This is a genomic window from Rhodococcus artemisiae, from assembly GCF_036327795.1.
Lineage (GTDB): Bacteria > Actinomycetota > Actinomycetes > Mycobacteriales > Mycobacteriaceae > Rhodococcus > Rhodococcus artemisiae.
This window is the reverse complement of record NZ_JAUTXY010000004.1, coordinates 261,741-275,820: the sequence shown is the minus strand read 5'-3', so window position 1 is coordinate 275,820 and position 14,080 is coordinate 261,741. Positions and strand designations below refer to the sequence as shown.

The 14,080-nt window shown below is 68.2% G+C and carries 15 protein-coding genes; 8 read left to right on the top strand and 7 right to left on the bottom strand.

Annotation, left to right across the window (positions count from 1 at the left end):
- Nucleotides 1–14 precede the first annotated feature (14 nt).
- Entirely contained in the window at nucleotides 15–1,610 is a 1,596-nt protein-coding gene (locus tag Q7514_RS11325; RefSeq protein ID WP_330133345.1) for a TM0106 family RecB-like putative nuclease, read from the bottom strand.
- Nucleotides 1,611–1,721: 111 nt separating this feature from the next.
- On the opposite strand from Q7514_RS11325, the gene Q7514_RS11320 reads away from it, so the two are divergent.
- From Q7514_RS11320 to Q7514_RS11300, 5 genes are read left to right on the top strand one after another with little or no spacing between them, the layout of a single operon-like run.
- The gene (locus Q7514_RS11320; protein WP_330133344.1) at nucleotides 1,722–2,408 is read left to right on the top strand and encodes a DUF6474 family protein; all 687 of its coding nucleotides are present in this window, start codon (nucleotides 1,722–1,724) and stop codon (nucleotides 2,406–2,408) included.
- A 7-nt stretch (nucleotides 2,409–2,415) separates the two neighbouring features.
- Nucleotides 2,416–2,910, top strand: a complete 495-nt coding sequence (locus Q7514_RS11315; protein ID WP_330133343.1) for a hypothetical protein — start codon at nucleotides 2,416–2,418, stop codon at nucleotides 2,908–2,910.
- Between the two features lie 29 nt (nucleotides 2,911–2,939).
- On the top strand, nucleotides 2,940–3,608 hold the full coding sequence (locus tag Q7514_RS11310) for a YcnI family copper-binding membrane protein (protein ID WP_330133342.1): 669 nt from the start codon (nucleotides 2,940–2,942) through the stop codon (nucleotides 3,606–3,608).
- A gap of 14 nt (nucleotides 3,609–3,622) precedes the next feature.
- Entirely contained in the window at nucleotides 3,623–4,147 is a 525-nt protein-coding gene (locus Q7514_RS11305; RefSeq protein ID WP_330133552.1) for a copper resistance CopC family protein, read from the top strand.
- Between the two features lie 5 nt (nucleotides 4,148–4,152).
- The gene (locus tag Q7514_RS11300) at nucleotides 4,153–5,082 is read left to right on the top strand and encodes a copper resistance D family protein (protein WP_330133341.1); all 930 of its coding nucleotides are present in this window, start codon (nucleotides 4,153–4,155) and stop codon (nucleotides 5,080–5,082) included.
- A gap of 5 nt (nucleotides 5,083–5,087) precedes the next feature.
- Here the strand turns inward: Q7514_RS11300 and Q7514_RS11295 are convergent, their stop codons facing one another.
- Genes Q7514_RS11295 through Q7514_RS11285 form a run of 3 tightly spaced genes read right to left on the bottom strand, consistent with a single transcriptional unit; the run spans nucleotide 5,088 to nucleotide 9,776 of the window.
- Nucleotides 5,088–5,729 carry a UdgX family uracil-DNA binding protein gene (locus Q7514_RS11295; RefSeq protein ID WP_330133340.1) on the bottom strand — a complete coding sequence of 214 codons (642 nt, stop codon included), beginning with the start codon at nucleotides 5,727–5,729 and terminating at the stop codon, nucleotides 5,088–5,090.
- A gap of 32 nt (nucleotides 5,730–5,761) precedes the next feature.
- Nucleotides 5,762–8,974: an acetyl-CoA carboxylase family protein gene (locus Q7514_RS11290; protein WP_330133339.1), complete on the bottom strand. Its 3,213-nt coding sequence runs from the start codon at nucleotides 8,972–8,974 to the stop codon at nucleotides 5,762–5,764.
- Nucleotides 8,975–9,026: 52 nt separating this feature from the next.
- Nucleotides 9,027–9,776 (bottom strand): ABC transporter permease, encoded by a 750-nt coding sequence (locus Q7514_RS11285; RefSeq protein ID WP_330133551.1) that lies wholly within the window; start codon nucleotides 9,774–9,776, stop codon nucleotides 9,027–9,029.
- An 88-nt stretch (nucleotides 9,777–9,864) separates the two neighbouring features.
- Here Q7514_RS11285 and Q7514_RS11280 point away from each other — a divergent pair, with 88 nt between their 5' ends.
- From Q7514_RS11280 to Q7514_RS11270, 3 genes are all read left to right on the top strand, one after another.
- Nucleotides 9,865–10,659: a DUF427 domain-containing protein gene (locus Q7514_RS11280; protein WP_330133338.1), complete on the top strand. Its 795-nt coding sequence runs from the start codon at nucleotides 9,865–9,867 to the stop codon at nucleotides 10,657–10,659.
- Nucleotides 10,660–10,735: 76 nt separating this feature from the next.
- Complete coding sequence (locus Q7514_RS11275) at nucleotides 10,736–11,104, top strand: RidA family protein (protein ID WP_330133337.1); 369 nt, start codon at nucleotides 10,736–10,738, stop codon at nucleotides 11,102–11,104.
- A gap of 97 nt (nucleotides 11,105–11,201) precedes the next feature.
- Nucleotides 11,202–11,723: a MarR family winged helix-turn-helix transcriptional regulator gene (locus Q7514_RS11270; RefSeq protein ID WP_330133336.1), complete on the top strand. Its 522-nt coding sequence runs from the start codon at nucleotides 11,202–11,204 to the stop codon at nucleotides 11,721–11,723.
- A gap of 93 nt (nucleotides 11,724–11,816) precedes the next feature.
- Here the strand turns inward: Q7514_RS11270 and Q7514_RS11265 are convergent, their stop codons facing one another.
- Genes Q7514_RS11265 through Q7514_RS11255 form a run of 3 tightly spaced genes read right to left on the bottom strand, consistent with a single transcriptional unit; the run spans nucleotide 11,817 to nucleotide 14,026 of the window.
- Nucleotides 11,817–12,845 (bottom strand): aromatic ring-hydroxylating dioxygenase subunit alpha, encoded by a 1,029-nt coding sequence (locus tag Q7514_RS11265; RefSeq protein WP_330133335.1) that lies wholly within the window; start codon nucleotides 12,843–12,845, stop codon nucleotides 11,817–11,819.
- A 2-nt stretch (nucleotides 12,846–12,847) separates the two neighbouring features.
- Nucleotides 12,848–13,063 carry a recombinase-like helix-turn-helix domain-containing protein gene (locus Q7514_RS11260; protein WP_330133334.1) on the bottom strand — a complete coding sequence of 72 codons (216 nt, stop codon included), beginning with the start codon at nucleotides 13,061–13,063 and terminating at the stop codon, nucleotides 12,848–12,850.
- A gap of 12 nt (nucleotides 13,064–13,075) precedes the next feature.
- On the bottom strand, nucleotides 13,076–14,026 hold the full coding sequence (locus Q7514_RS11255; RefSeq protein WP_330133333.1) for a PDR/VanB family oxidoreductase: 951 nt from the start codon (nucleotides 14,024–14,026) through the stop codon (nucleotides 13,076–13,078).
- Nucleotides 14,027–14,080: the final 54 nt, after the last annotated feature.

Here is a 14,080-nt window from a genome sequence, read left to right as displayed (position 1 = left end):
CCCGGCCGGTCGTATCAGAGATCGTCGATGTGCGGAATATCCAGCACTGCACGACCACTCATCCACTCGCGCAGCACCTTGGTGGCGATCACGTCGTCCTCGTTGTACTCGAGCAGCCGGGTCCGCTGGGACGGGACCACCTCTCCACCCTCGTAGCCGACCGCCTCGCGGTACCAGGCCATCGACGCCTCTCCCCCGGCCTCGTCGTCGCGCCAGTGGTGACCAGCGATCGGCGCAATCTTCTTGAGTCCCTTACCGTTCGGGCACACGAACTGGTCGGTGACCGCCTGGTAGATGTCCACCCACTGCGGCGACGAAATGAACTCCTTGACCTCCACCTCGGACGGCACACCTGGATAGCCGTGGAAACGCCGGGCCGACGACAGCAACCATTTGTCCTCCGCGGACCGCGAATAGCAGTAGGCAGCAAATGTTTTCCCGCGACGCTCTGCTGCGCGACGCTCCGCCGACAACCACGTCCAGAACTCCCCGAACGAGCGGGCTTCGTCCGCCGTGGGCACCGGCTGCCACGTCGAGAACGGCCGGTAGACGGACTGCACGTCCGTATTGAGCAGCGTCCCCCACAGATATGCGCCGTGTTCGTGGTAGCTCTCCATGTCGATGTCGATCTCGACATCGGCGCGCGCGACATGCACCTGCCGGTAGCGGCGCACCAGCGGCGCCCCCGCAAGCCACGCCTTCGCGATCACCACCGCGTCCTCGAACGGCCCCTGCGGCCACACCTCGGGTTGCTCGCCCGTCCAGTCGGCGAGCCCATCGATTGTGGTGACGCCGAGTTCGCGCAGCACGTCGGCGCGCTGTCCCGGCGCGACCAGCGACACGTCGTGCCGTTCGGCCAGCTCCGAACGGCACCGGTCCCACCACGGGCACGTACGGCACTCCCCGATCTGCGACGGCACGGTCGGCACGTCGCCGCGCGCGATGGCGAGACGGTCGGCGAGCCGCGCGTCGTAGTCGTCGAGGACGGCGCTCAGGTCGTGGACGAGGATGCAGTCGGCGTTGTATCCGATCGCTCCGGCCACCTGCGCGGGGCCGGCCAGCCCGTGCCGTTCGAGCATCCGGTACAGATGGGCGACGCGCATCTGGTCGCCCGAGTGCGCCCGCACCTTGCGGTTCTCGTCGACCGCGGGTGCCCACCCGAACAGATCGGTGGTGGTGGCGCCTCGCCCCGGGTCGGTGACTTTGTGGTTGACGACGATCACGGGAATGTAGCCGCCGCGTTCCGCGTCGCGGAGCAGGATCTCGGAGCGGCCCCGGCGGCCGGTGTCGGGTTCGACGGGCAGGACCGCGCCCCAGATGCGATCTGCGCCGGATCGGCACGCGTCGAGAGTTCGGTCGGCGCGCTGCGCCATGGTCCCTTCTGCGGCGATGTGCACCCACCCGTCCGGGTCGGCGTCGAACATCCGCTGCCGGATCGCCTCGCGGTGCGCTGCGGCGGCTTCCTGACGTTGGGTAGCACCCGGGTTCTTGGGTGCAGCGGACAGTTCCTCGGGGAACGTGGCGTCGAGGAACACCCGGTGTCGGCACCGCGTCAGTGCGCTCGCCTCGATCGAGACGGGCCTGCGTCGCTGCTCACCGGTCTTCTCCACAACAGTCCAGGGTATTCGCTCGACGTGCGGCGCCTCGAAGCAGCACCGTCACGTTAGGCTGACCAGGAGCGCGGGCGCGCTGCGGTCGTACCGAATGGAGGGTGCTGTTCGATGGGGTTGTTCACACGGCGGAAGCGGCGTGCCACCCGCAAGGCGGAGGCAAAGGCTCTCAAGCACAAGGCGACGCTCGAGGCCAAGCTGGGCGCGAAGAACCAATCCAGGAGTGATCGGCGCACAGCGAAGTCCCAGGACAAGCTCGCGAAGAAACTCGCCAAGTCGCAGGCCAAGCTCGACAAGGAGCTCGTGAAGTCGCAGGCCAAGGTCGAAAAAGAACAGATCGCCACGCTCAAGGCTCAGAAGAAGGCCGCCGAGAACCAGGGGCTGACCGCAGCGAAGATCCGTCGCTACCTCGGGATCGCGCGCCTGCTCGTGCCCGTGCTCGCCCCCCTCGCCTACCAGGCCGCGACCGCCGTCCGCGGGCAGCTCGACGTCCGCCGCGCCCAGAAACTCGGTGTCGGCGTCGAACAGCTCGGGGAGTTCACCGGTCACGGTGCGCGGCTCAGCGCCCGCATCGCGGCCGCCGAGCAGTCGGTCACGAAGACCGAGGAGCTGCATCCCAAGGACGCCGAAACGAAGAAGTTCGCGGAAGCCATCCGCGGTCGTCTCACCGACCTGACCGCTGCGGTGTCCGCCGCCGAGCAGATGCCGGCCGCGCGTCGCAAAGCCGCACACGCCTCCATCGGCCACGAACTCGACGGAATCGAGGCGGACCTGCTGGCCCGCCTCGGTGTGCGCTGACCGACCGGTGACCACGAGTCCGGCCCTGCTCGGCGGCACCGCGGGGGTTTCCACCGCGGCGCTCGCCGTCGCAGCACACGGCGCGGCCGGAGGTTCGGTACCGACGAACCCGGCCGTGGCGTTGCTGACGGCGGTTGCTGTCGGGGTCGGCATCGTGGGCGCCGGGCGACCGGCGATGTCGCCGGTCGCGCTGCTCGCCGCGGGCCAGCTCGGCACCCACCTCGTCCTGTCCACGCTGACGGACGGGCACCTGCACCTCTCGGTGTCGATGCTGGCCGCGCACACCGCCGCTGTCGTCGGATGCGCACTGCTCATCGGCATCGCCGACCGCCTCTACGCTGCGTGCACATCGGTGGTGCAGCACACGCGGCCGTGGCGTCCCACGATCGCTGCACCCGCGGTTCTCGTACCGCGGATCGACACCGATCGGTACATCGTCCGCCCATTCCCCTCCTGCATCTCTCGACGAGGTCCGCCGGCCGCACGGTTCGCCGTGTCCTGACCCTCTTTCGAGAAAGCAACTACATCTTCATGAAGAACATCACCCGGGCCCTCGTCGGCTCCGGTGCCACCGCGGCACTGCTCCTGGCCGGTTCCGGCATTGCCGCTGCACACGTCACCGTCGTCGCACCGGGCGCCGAGCAGGGCGGATATTCCGTCCTCACGTTCCGCGTTCCCACCGAATCCGAGACCGCCGGCACCACGGCGCTCACCGTCGAACTGCCCGGTCTGCGGTCGGCGCGCACAGAGCCGATGCCCGGCTGGACGGCAACGATCGAGAAAAACCCCGAACAGCTCGCAACCTCGGTCACCTGGACGGCCGACCCCGGCGTCGAAGTCGGCCCGGGCCAGTTCCAGCAGTTCGTGCTCTCCGCCGGACCGCTCCCCGAAGAGGAAGAAGTCGCGTTCCCGGCCACGCAGACCTACAGCGACGGCGAGGTCGTCGCGTGGGACCAGGCCGCGACCGGCGACGAGGAACCGGAGAAGCCCGCGCCCTCTCTCGCGCTCGCCGCGAGCAGCGGTGACGGGCACGCAAGCGGTGCACCCCACAGCACCGAGAACACCGACACCACGGCCGCAGCCGAGTCGGGCAGCAGCACCGACAGCACCGCCCGGTGGCTCGGTGGCATCGGCCTGGTTCTCGGCGCGCTCGGCGCCGCGCTGGGCCTCGGCGCAGTGATCCGGGGACGGCGAGCATGAACGGCACAGCAGGCATGAAGCGTCTCGGCACCGTACTCCTCGCGCTCGTCGGCGCACTGATGCTCGCGGCGGGCCCCGCCGCGGCGCACTCGGTCGTCCTCGGCAGCAGTCCAGAGCAAGGCTCGGAGATCGCGGAGGCGCCCGAGCAGGTCAGCGTGACCTTCAACGAAGCGCTACAGCAGCAGTTCGCAGCGCTCACCGTGGTCGGGCCCGACGGCAATCTGTGGTCCAAGGGCGACCCGATCGTCGACGGACCCACCGTCAGCGTCGAAATCGACGGTCTCGGCCCGGTCGGTGAATACACGATCGCCTATCGCGTGACGTCGGCCGACGGGCATCCCGTCAGCGGGACGCGCACCTTCACCCTCACTCAGGAGGGCACCGGCACTCCCGGTGAGGCCGCGGCGGGCGACGCCGCACCGGCATCCGACGTCGCCACCGACGACGGCGGGGGTCCCGCCGTCTGGTGGTTCGTGGTCGCCGGTGTGATCGTGGTGGTCGCTGCCTTGTGGTTCGTGTTGCGCAAGCCGAAGGCCTGACACTCGTGCCGAACATTCGCCGGCGGTGGCTCCTCGGAGCCGCCGCCGGCGCCGTCATCGGGGTCGCGCTCGGCGTGCTGCTGGCGGCCCCGGAGTTGTCCGCGTGGACACGCGCGCTGTCGCTGTGTGTCGGGTCCACGGTGCTCGGCGTCGCTGTCCTCGCCACGATGACACGCGGTCAACGACGCCCGGATGTCTCGACCGAGGACGTGTGGCGCGCGACCACCGCCCTCGGCGGGGTGTGGCTGCTGCTCGAGACCGTTCAACTCGTCATCGAAGCCGCCGCGACGGTCGACGTGCCCGTGGCCCGGCTCAGCGCCGGACTCTTCGTCGAGTACATCGGCACCGCCGGATCCGGTCGGGTCGCCGCGGCCGCGTGGGTCTGTGTCGGCGCACTCACCGTCGCGGCGGCTCTCGCCTACCGGCGAGGGGCCACGTGGTCGACCGCACCCGTTCTCGTCGCCGCCGCTCTGGCACTCGTCGCGCGACCCGTCACCGGCCACATGTCGCAGCAGCCGTTCGGGTCGTTGCTCGACGCGGCGCACGTCCTCGCGGCCGCGGTCTGGCTGGGGGTGCTCACGGCGCTCGCCCTGTTGGTCCGCGGTCGCGGGGCATGGTCCCGGCTGCTGCCGCGTTACTCGGACCTGGCGACGACATGCGTCGTCGTGCTCGGGGTGACCGGTGTGATCGACGCGGCCGTGCGCCTCGAGTCGGTGGCCGCGCTCGTCGACACCGGCTACGGGCGTGTTCTGCTCGCCAAGGTCGCGGTGCTCGTGGCGCTGCTCGGGCTGGCATGGATCTGGCGGCGCACGTGGGTGCCCGCGGCAGGCGCCCATCGGAGCACCGCCGACGTCTCGCTGCGCAATGCCGTCATCGAAGTGTGTGCGATGTCGGTGGCGTTCGGGCTCGCCGCCGCGCTCGCCACGACCGCATGATCAGATCAGAGCAACCCGGCGGCGCGGTGAAGATCGCGCACGAGTGAGTCGAACGCGGCGTCGCGGTCCACATGGGCGCGCAGCGCTGCGGACGGATGGATCGTGGCGACCACCTTCGGATCGAGCGTGCCCCGGAACTCTTCGTCGAGTTGCAGCACTTCTCCGCGGTGCACGGTGAGCTTGAAATTCTTCTCGACCAACGCGCGGGCCGCCGTCACGCCGAGACACACCACGACGTCGGGACGCACCACGTCGAGTTCCGCGACGAGCCACGGCCGGCACGCGGTGATCTGCCCGCCCGACGGTTTCTTGTGGATGCGACGCTTTCCGCCCGCGGCCCGGTCGAACCGGAAGTGCTTGACGGCATTGGTGACGTACACGGTGTCGCGCTCGACACCGGCGGCTGCGAGCGCCTTGTCCAGCAATCGGCCTGCGGGGCCGACGAACGGCTCCCCCTCGAGGTCTTCGTCGTTGCCGGGTTGCTCGCCGACGAGCATCAGACGTGCGTCGGCGGGGCCGGCGCCGAAGACCGTCTGCTCGGCGGCCTTGAACAGGTCGCACCCGCGACACCCCCGGGCCGCTGTCTCGAGTGAGAGGAGGTCGAGGGTGTCGGGCAGATAACCCTGTGCTCCGCGATAGGTGACCATGTCGAAGAAGTACCCCTGTCAACACCGTGAAATCATCGCAGCCCCGAGATCCACGTGCGCGTCTCGGCGGGGTCGATGACGTCGTCGAGTTCGAAGATCGTCGCCGCCTGCAGTGCCTTACCCCGCTGATACGCCGCAGCGACCAGTTGCCCGAACAGTTCCTCGCGAGCCTCGGCGGTGGGCGCGGCATCGAGTTCCTTGCGGAAGCCGAGCCGCACCGCGCCCTCGAGTCCCATCCCGCCGATTTCGCCGGTCGGCCACGCGATCGTGAACTGCGGTGAGTGGAACGATCCACCGGCCATCGCCATGGCACCGAGCCCGTATCCTTTGCGGAGGATGATCGTGCCGAACGGCACTGTCAAGCGCGCACCCGCGATGAAGAACCGGCCGAATCGCCGTACGGTCGCTTGTTTCTCCGATTCCGGACCGACCATGAAACCCGGTGTGTCGCACAGACTCACCACGGGAATTCGGTGCTCTTCGCACAGTTCGAGGAAGTCTGCGGCCTTGTCGGCGGCTTCGGCGTCGATCGCCCCTCCGAGGTGGTGGCTGCTGTTGGCGAGCACTCCGTAGGCCGTGCCCTCGACTCTCACGAGTGCGGTGACGATACCGACGCCGTAGTCCGCGCGCAGTTCGAGCACCGAATCGACGTCGGCGACGGCAGTGAGAGCGGCACGGACGTCGTAGGCGCGGAGGCGATCCTCGGGAACCACGTGTCGCGCAAGACGCGGGTCGGGTGCCTCGAATCCGGTTGTCCGGACGGTGAAATACGACAGGTACTGCCGGGTCAGCGCGACGGCATGTTCCTCGTCGCGCGCGGCCAGGTGGACAACGCCGTTGCGGCGTTGCACGTCGATCGGACCGATCTCCTCGGGTCGGTGCTCTCCGAGTCCGCCGCCCTCGATCATGGCGGGCCCGCCCATCCCGATGTTGGCGTCGGGCGTCGCGATGAGCACATCGCACACGCCGGCGAGTGCGGCGTTGCCCGCGAAGCACCGGCCCGACACCACGGCGACAGTCGGCACACGACCGTGCAGCGCCGCCATCGACCGGAACGTCGACAGTTCCAGGCCCGCGCCGTGCGCTACATCGACGTCGCCCGGTCGTCCACCGCCGCCCTCCGCGAACAGCACTACCGGCACCTCGCGGCGCGCAGCGAGTTCGAGGAGTCGGTCGGTCTTGCTGTGGTTGTACCTGCCCTGGGTTCCGGCGAGCACGGTGTAGTCGTACGACATGACGACGACGTCGGCACCGTCGATACGTGCCGTGCCTCCGACAAGTCCGTCGGCGGGGGTGTTCGCGATGAGGTCTTCTTCGCTGCGGCGTGCGCGTTGCGCGGCGAGGACGAGACCGCCGTACTCGACGAAGCTGTCGGCGTCGACGAGATCGGTGATGTTCTCGCGCGCGGTGCGTCGGCCGCGGTTGTGCCGGCGTGCGACCGCGCCGGGACGGGCGGCGTCGAGGGTGGCAGCGTGCCGCGCACGGATCTCGTCGAGGTCGGCGCGCTCGAAATCGAGGTCGAATGCGTCTGCGGCGGTGTTCGACCCGGCTTCGTCGTCGAGATGGACCACGGCGAGCATCGTTCCGGGTTGCACGGTCTGCCCGGGCTGCACGAGCATCCGAGTCACGGTGGCGGCCCCCGGCGCGGTGATGGCGTGCTGCATCTTCATCGCGTCGAGGATCACGATGGGCGCACCGGCCGGCACGGCGCCGCCCTCGGCAGCGGATTCGACGACGGTGCCGACCATTTCGGCACGCACCGCATGCTCCCCGGCGCCCAGTTCGGGCGCTTCCGCCGCGACCGGTACCTCCGCGTGTAGGTCGACGAACTCCGTGAGACGCTCACCGAGCCACGACGTGGTGACCGGACCGGACCGGAATTCCGTGTCGGTGAGAATCTTCCGGAGAACATTCCGGTTGGTGGCGACGCCGTCGACGACGAACTCGCCGAGCGCGACCTCGAGTTTCCGGAACGCGGCGCCGACTCCACGCGTGAAATCCCCCGTCGCTTCGCTCGCCCCGACCCGCACGTGTGCGATGACCTTCGCGAGCAGGGAATCGTAGCGAGCCCCTACCTCGAGGCCCAGGCGGCCGTGGGTGTCGACTCGAATGCCGGGGCCGGACGGCGGGGTGAATGCGGACAGGGTTCCGGTCGCGGGGACGGTCTGTCCGTCCTGACGCAGCGTTTCGGTGTTGACGCGTGCCTGCACGGCCACTCCCCGGGCACGGGTCGCTGCTCCGGTGACACCGTGGGAGTCGGCGGTGATGCCCTCGGGGAGCTCGAGTTCGTCGAACAATGCTCCGCGCGCGACCGCGATCTGCACGGTCACGAGATCGATTCCGGCGACCTCTTCGGTGACGGTGTGCTCGACCTGGATCCGCGGGTTCACCTCGAGGAACACCATGCCCGAGCCGGCCACGAGGAACTCGACCGTCGCCACCCCGCGCAGGTGCGTGCCAGTGCCGAGTCGGGCGGCGGCGACGTGCAGGTCGCGTCGCAACGCCTCGCTCAGCGCCGGGGCGGGAGCGATCTCGACGAGTTTCTGGTGCCGACGCTGCACGCTGCAGTCACGGTCGCCGAGCGCACGCGCGACGGTCCCGCCGACACCGTCCGGTGCCGCGACGATCTGCACCTCGATGTGTCGGGCCCGGGTGATGAGCGCTTCGGCGTACAGGCGGTCGTCGCCGAACGCACCCAGCGCTTCGGCCGCGGCCGACCGGTGGGCGTCGACGAGGTCGCCGGCGTCGCGCACGATCCGCATGCCGCGGCCGCCACCTCCGGCGAGAGCTTTGACGACGATGCCGTCCGGGTGCTGCGCGAGGAAGGCACGCAGATCCTCCGGGTCCCCCGAGCCGGAGGCCGGAACCACGGGAATGCCCAGGCCCGCAGCCGTGGCGCGAGCGGTCTGCTTGTCGCCGAACGTCCGCAGCGCGTCCGGGTCGGGTCCGACGAACGTCACGCCCGCGTCGGCGCAGCGGTCCGCGAACGCGGCGTTCTCGCTGAGGAAGCCGTAGCCGGGATGGACGAGAGTGCAGTCCGTGTCGCGGGCGATGCGGAGGATCGCGTCCTGGTCGAGGTAGGCGGCGGGACCGGATCCCGCGAGCGGAACGGCCCTGGTGGCGGCACCGACATGCGGGCTCGCGGAATCGTCCTCCGCATAGACGGCGACGGTATCGAGGCCGAGTTCGGTGGCCGTTCGGATGATTCGCAGGGCGATCTCACCGCGGTTGGCTACGAGCAGCATGCCTATGCACCCCCAGGTCGAAGTTGACGTCGACCTCAATTCATACCGCAGCTCACTCCTGGGGTCTCGGACGCACCCGCAGACGTCCGAGGCCGATCGCGAGAACCACCGCGGTGATCGATCCCGCCGCCATGATCGCCGCGAGCACCACCACCTGGAAACGACCGGCTTCGAGGGGCGACAGCCCGCCGAAGATCGCGCCGACGAAGGCACCCGGCAGCGTCACCAGTCCGGTGGTCTTCGTCTGATCGAGGGACGGGATCAGAGCTGCCCGCACCGCGAGCCGGGCGTGGCCGAGCGTTGCCTGCCGCATGGTCGCGCCGAGCGCGAGCCACCCTTCGACCTCGGTCCACCGGTCGTCGACGATCTCGGTGAATCTCCGGCCGGCAAGTCCGGCGACCGTCATCCCACCGCCGATCACGATTCCGCCGAGCGCGAGGGCGTAGCGGGGTGTCAGCTCGATGGCACCGCTGACGAACACGATGGCGAGGGCGGTACCGATTCCGAAGAACATGGACACACCGACCATCACTGTCGTCCCGATTCCTCGCCCGACCCGCCGCGACGCGGTCCACAGCGCAACGCCGAACATGATCACGAGCACCAGCGCGACCCACCGGGCGTCGGAGATGACTCCCGTGAGCACGAGGGCAACGAATGCGAGTTGCACTGTGCCGCGCGCGATTGCGTACACCGGCGCAAAGCGGTGCGGAACACCGAACGCCCACAGGGCGGCGGTGGCCACGGCGGCGAGCGCGGTGACTCCCACCAGTGTCCGGATGAGTTCGAGCGGGTCGTCGATCATCGCCGAGCAGCGTATCCCGCCGATCGCCTCGCCAGGACGTCGCAGGATACGGCCGCGTCGTGTTCATGCGCGATACGGTCGATGTATGTCTGCCCGCAAGATCGCCGCGCCCCGGCCCACCCTCGAATCCGACAACTACCTGTACGAACCCTGCGAGCGCAGGATCCGGGGGAAGTGGTTCGGGCGGACGGTCGTGGACAGCACCCGCGCGGTGCTGGTGTGGGCGCCGGGCAAACCCGTGCCGTTCTATGCGTTCCCGCGCGACGACGTGCGTTTCGATCTGTTGTCGGCGTCACTGTCACCGAGCCGCAGCCGTCCCGACGTGTGGCAGTGGTACGACATCGTGGTCGACGACCAGCGCGCGTATTCGCCGGTGTTCCAGTTGGACATCGACGGTCTCGACGACCGGTTGGCCTTCGCATGGTTCCGGCAGGGCGAACCCGAGCCGGGCGACACGGTCTACGTCGATGAGGACGAGCACTGGTTCGAGGAGGAGGCCGAGGTATTCACCCATCCGCGCGACCCGCACCATCGTGTGGACGCGCTGCCCAGTTCCCGCCACGTCCTCGTCACGGTGGGCGACACGGTCGTCGCGGAAACCCGCACACCGGTGCTGGTCTTCGAGACAGGCCTGCCGACGCGTTACTACGTTCCCCCCGCCGATGTGGATTTCTCCCGGCTCGAGGAATCGGCGCTGCGCACGGGATGCCCGTACAAGGGCACCGCCCGGTACTGGTCGTTCACGGGGCAGCCGTCCTCGGGACAGCTACCGGCCGAGAACGTCGCGTGGTCGTACGAGGAGCCTCTCGCCGGTATGGAACCGATCGCGGGGCACGTATGTTTCTACGACGACGCGGCGGACGTGTCCGTATCGGTATGAAAAGCCCTCTTCCCAGATGATATTTTAGCGCTAAGATAGTTGGAGAACCGCGACCCGACCTCAGGAGCGATCACCGATGTCACTCACCTCCGTCAGCACCCATCATCCGTACAGCCCGGCGTACGTCGCAGGAGGTCTCGTCTTCGTATCCGGCGCGCTGTCCATCGATCCCGAGGGCATCGCCGTCGAGGGCCGCACCGAAGCTCTCGACGCCGCGATCGACCGCATGACCGACCGACTCGCCGTCGTCGGAGGAAAGCTCTCCGACGTCGTCAAACTCACTTACTTCGTCACCGACCTGTCGCTGAGAGAGGAAGCCAACCGCCAGTTCGAGCGACTCTTCGCCGAACCGCGCCCGGCCCGGACCTTCGTCGAGGTGAGTGCGCTTCCGTACGGCGCGACCGTCGAGATCGACGCAGTCGCCACTGCCACAGCACCACGCTGATCCCTGACATCCCCACGCGCCCCGCGCAGGCCGTATCGTGAACAATGCTTTGGCGCTCAACAATCGAGCGGCAAGCCGAAGACACGAGGAGGCCCGCGTGGGGCGCGACAACGTTCCCGACCATGACGCCGTCGACGACATCGTGAGTCAGTGGACTCGCGAATGGCCCGGCCTGGACGTCACACCTCTCGAGGTACTCGGCCGCCTCCACCGCACCTACCTGCGCTATCAGAGCACCATCGGGCGGATCTTCGACGAGTACGACCTGAACATGGCCTCGTTCGACGTCCTTGCCGCGCTGCGCCGATCGGGCACGCCCTACCGGATGACGCCCGGGCAACTCGCCGAGAGTTCCCTGGTGACCACCGGCGGCGTCACCCTCCGCATCGATCGTCTCGAGAAGGCAGGATTGGTGAGACGTGAACGCGACGTCGACGACCGGCGCATCGTGCACGCCGAGCTCACCGATGCCGGCAAGAAGCTCATCGACGAGGTGGCGGTCGCTCATTTCGAGAACGAGACCCGCATGCTCTCCGGTATGTCGGCGGACGACCAGGCCGAGCTGGTGCAGCTGTTGCGCAAACTCGAACATTCTCTCGCCCAGCACCAGGGCGAGTAGGGGCTCTCGGCGCCCATACCTCGAAAAAGACAGAAACACACCTCCGCGAAGTGTGTTTCTGTCTTTTCGTGCCGCAGTTCCCGCAGGGGCCGGCTATCCGGCCATCTGCTTCGCCAACTCTTCGGCACGGCCCCGATACAGTCGACGCAACCGCATGACACCGAGATCGTGCTGGTAGAGGTTCTCGGCCTGGTCTGCGTCGGGTGCCATGGCCTCGAGCATGACCCGATCCTGTTCGAGGACCTCCCAGTGCCGCTCTTCGAGGACGGTGCGATACAGGAAGCGCCACACGTCGCGTTCCCAGCCCTCCACTCGCCGGTACCGCCAGAAGAACACCGCGGTGGTCTCGGCGTCGATGGGGGTGCCCATGCCGACGATGCCGAACGAACCGCCGGGCCCGGCGGTGGCCGGGTAGGGAATCTCTAGGTCGACCCAGTCGGCGCCGGTCCGGCAGTACTCGACCCAGTCGAAGTTGACGCCGCGCTGGTCGGTCTTCTCGAAGAAGAATCCCCGGTCGGTTTCGCGGATCCGGAAGCGTGCCGTCGTCTCACCACCGAACATCGAGTGCGATTCGTGGTGCAGAAATGCGCCGTGCATCGGGTCCAGGAGGTTCTCGAGGGCGAATCGCCACGGCGCTTCCCACTCGGCATAGCAGAGGAACGCGGAGACGTTCTCGTCGACGAGCGGATCCGGGAGTTCGAGGGGGCCCGGTTCGGCATCCGGGTCGGTTCCGAACCACGCGAGGATCGCGCCGCCGACCTCGCGGACGGGCAGCGAGGTCACCAGTCGCTTCCCTTCGAGGTTGCAGCCCGGCATCCCCGGGACTTTCGCGACGGTACCGGTTCCGTCGACCTCGACACCGTGGTACTTGCACGCGATCCGGTCGCCGAGGTGCACGCCTTGCGACAGAGGAGCGCCGCGGTGTGGGCACCGGTCCGCGAGCATCCGCACGTCACCGTCGGACCCTCGGTACAACACCCAGTCCTCGCCGAGACGACGCACCTTCTTGATGCCTCCGCGCTCGACGAAGTCGGACGGGCAGACCGCATGCCACTGGTCGCGCATGCCGGTCGCGAAGATCTCGTCGGCGGTCATCGACGCGGTACGAAGTCGATTCACCATGGTTACGCTCCGATCCGTTGCATTTCGGTGGTGAACGAGGTGGGTGTCCACTCTTGCCCGTCGGGCGCATGAATCCCGGAACCGTTGAGGCCCTGGACAAGTCCTTCGAGATCGTGAACTCCCGTACCGAAGACCTGCTCTATGGCCTTGGCCAGCTTGATCTCGTAGGGGGTGGGGTCGGCCGTCCGGGCCTGATGAATCTCGAGATACCGAGTCATCGCGAATCCTTTCTACAGATCCAGCACCAGCTCGTCGGAGCGGGCGCGGGAGACACAGAGCATGATGGTGGCGCCGGACTCCTGCTCGGAGGCTGTGAGCAGGGAGTCGCGGTGGTCGGGAGTGCCGCAGAGAACACGGGTTTCGCACGTGCCGCAAAAGCCCTCGCGGCACGAATTCGGAACGTTCACGCCGGATTCCTCGAGTGTTTCGAGAATTGTCTTCTCCGGCGACACGGTCGCGGATACACCGGACTGCTCGCACACGACCCGGAACGGTGCGTCCCCTCCGTCATCCGCGACACGTTCCTTCGCCTTGAAGCGCTCGAGGCGGATCGCACCCTCCGGCCAGACCTCGGAATACGATTCGATCGCCGTGAGCAATCCGTCGGGGCCGCACGCATACACGAGGGTGTCGGGCTCGGCGGCACCGAGCAGGGTCGCGAGATCGAGGATTCCGTCGACGTTCTCGGTGACGATGTGGACGCGGTCGCCGTAGCGTTCGAGCTCGTCGACGAAGGCCATCGTCGTGCGGTCCCGCCCCCCGTAGTGGAGTTCCCATGTGGCACCGGCGCGTTCGGCCTCACCGATCATCGCTAGGATCGGGGTGATTCCGATGCCGCCGGCGATGAACACGTAACGCGTCGACGGGATCAGTTCGAAGTTGTTGCGCGGAGCGCTCACCGCGACCGAGTCGCCGGGGCGAAGGGCCTCGTGCACTCGACGCGACCCGCCACGCCCGGCACGCTCGTGCAGGACGGCCACGCGGTATCCGGTCTTGTCGTCGGGGTCGCCGCACAACGAGTACTGGCGGACGAGCCCACCTCCGAGGTGGAGATCGAGGTGGGCACCCGGCGTCCAGCGGTCGACTGCCGCGCCATCGGGATGCTCGAGCCGGAGCGAGACGACGCCTGCGGACTCGACCCTCATCTGACGGACCATGAGGTCGACGGTGTCTGCGGTCATGATTCTCCTCGAAGACGCTTTACTTCAGTGCTCATTATCTTAGCGCTAAGATGT

Excerpts from the sequence above, each read along its gene's own strand:
- Q7514_RS11255 (WP_330133333.1), bottom strand. The coding sequence starts at position 14,026 with ATGACCGCAGACACCGTCGACCTCATGGTCCGTCAGATGAGGGTCGAG.
- Q7514_RS11320 (WP_330133344.1), top strand. The coding sequence starts at position 1,722 with ATGGGGTTGTTCACACGGCGGAAGCGGCGTGCCACCCGCAAGGCGGAG.
- Q7514_RS11275 (WP_330133337.1), top strand. The coding sequence starts at position 10,736 with ATGTCACTCACCTCCGTCAGCACCCATCATCCGTACAGCCCGGCGTAC.
- Q7514_RS11280 (WP_330133338.1), top strand. The coding sequence starts at position 9,865 with ATGTCTGCCCGCAAGATCGCCGCGCCCCGGCCCACCCTCGAATCCGAC.
- Q7514_RS11260 (WP_330133334.1), bottom strand. The coding sequence starts at position 13,063 with ATGACTCGGTATCTCGAGATTCATCAGGCCCGGACGGCCGACCCCACC.
- Q7514_RS11295 (WP_330133340.1), bottom strand. The coding sequence starts at position 5,729 with ATGGTCACCTATCGCGGAGCACAGGGTTATCTGCCCGACACCCTCGAC.
- Q7514_RS11265 (WP_330133335.1), bottom strand. The coding sequence starts at position 12,845 with ATGGTGAATCGACTTCGTACCGCGTCGATGACCGCCGACGAGATCTTC.
- Q7514_RS11310 (WP_330133342.1), top strand. The coding sequence starts at position 2,940 with ATGAAGAACATCACCCGGGCCCTCGTCGGCTCCGGTGCCACCGCGGCA.
- Q7514_RS11305 (WP_330133552.1), top strand. The coding sequence starts at position 3,623 with ATGAAGCGTCTCGGCACCGTACTCCTCGCGCTCGTCGGCGCACTGATG.
- Q7514_RS11290 (WP_330133339.1), bottom strand. The coding sequence starts at position 8,974 with ATGCTGCTCGTAGCCAACCGCGGTGAGATCGCCCTGCGAATCATCCGA.